This window comes from Vibrio sp. 10N.247.311.13, assembly GCF_041467595.1.
GTDB classification, from domain to species: Bacteria; Pseudomonadota; Gammaproteobacteria; order Enterobacterales; family Vibrionaceae; genus Vibrio; species Vibrio crassostreae_C.
The window spans coordinates 1-1197 of sequence record NZ_JBFSUX010000140.1 but is presented as its reverse complement, the minus strand read 5'-3'; the positions used below and the strand labels follow the sequence as shown (position 1 = coordinate 1197).

At 43.4% G+C, this 1197-nt stretch carries 1 protein-coding gene; it reads left to right on the top strand.

Annotated features, from left to right (window positions below; genetic code table 11):
* Positions 1-69: 69 nt before the first annotated feature.
* A complete protein-coding gene (locus AB6E52_RS23055) occupies positions 70-1170 on the top strand; it encodes an ISAs1 family transposase (protein ID WP_372189995.1) in 1101 nt (366 codons plus the stop codon).
* Positions 1171-1197 lie beyond the last annotated feature (27 nt).

The following is a 1197-nucleotide window of genomic DNA, read 5'->3' as shown; positions in this document are numbered from 1 at the left end:
GCAGGGCGGGATCGCACTTTGTTAACAAATATGATCTAATAGTGCTAAATCCACAATCACACAGCCATTTTGAACTTAATCGAACACTTATCAGTCGTCCAAGACACTCGGTCAGACATTAATCAGAAGCATGATCTTATCGATGTCATGTTCCTTGTAATTAGCGCCATCGCATCTGGATGTGAAGGATGGCAAGATATTGAATTGTTTGGGAAAGACAAACTAGATTGGCTGAGAAAATACAGAACATTTGAACATGGTATTCCACGTCGGCATACAATAGCCCGTATTTTACGTTCAGTTGTCGCAGAATCTTTGCTAGAGGCATTAGCCCTGTGGATTAACGAGCAACGCACTAGTCAACACAAGCCGATAATCGCATTCGATGGAAAAGTGCTGCGTGGCTCATACCGAAATGACAAAAAAACAGCGTTACAATTGGTTACCGCCTACGACACTGAACGTGGCCTCGTTTTGAGTCAAAAGCCGACTGAGAGCAAAAATGGCGAGATCAACGTTGTACGCCAAATGCTTGATGTTATTAACGTAAAAGGCAGTGTCATCACCATTGATGCCCTGCATTGTCAGCGCGATACGCTCGAGAAAATTGCAGAGAAAAAGGCTCACGTTGTTGTTCAAGTGAAGAACAACCAGCCCAAATTGAGAGTGGCTATTGTGGAGCAATTTCAAGCTGTTTTTGAAGCAGGTAAAGAGAAAATAGTTACCGAAATCAAAGAGAAGCACCATGGCCGCAGTGAAGAAAGATATGTATTTCAGTTAAAGGCTAAGTTACCTAAAGAGCTTGCGGAGAAATGGCCGACAGTACGAAGCATCATTGCGGTGGAGCGGCATCAAGTGATCAACGGAAAAGGAAGTGTAGACACCTCATATTACATAAGCTCTATGTCGCCGAATCACAAAATGCTAGGCCACTACATTCGTCAGCATTGGCGTATTGAAAACAGCCAGCATTACGTATTAGATGTTGTTTTTAAAGAGGATTACTCACGGATCACGCTAGATGGTGCTGTAGAAAATATAGCGTTGTTTAGACGCTTTGTGATGAACATGCTGAAGCAATGCGAATGTGGTGCACCAAGCCAAAAAGTGAAGTTGAAGAAGGCTGCTTGGAACGATGATTATCGGGCACGAGTCTTCTTTGGGTTATAAATTGAACAAAGTGTGCTCGCGCCCTGG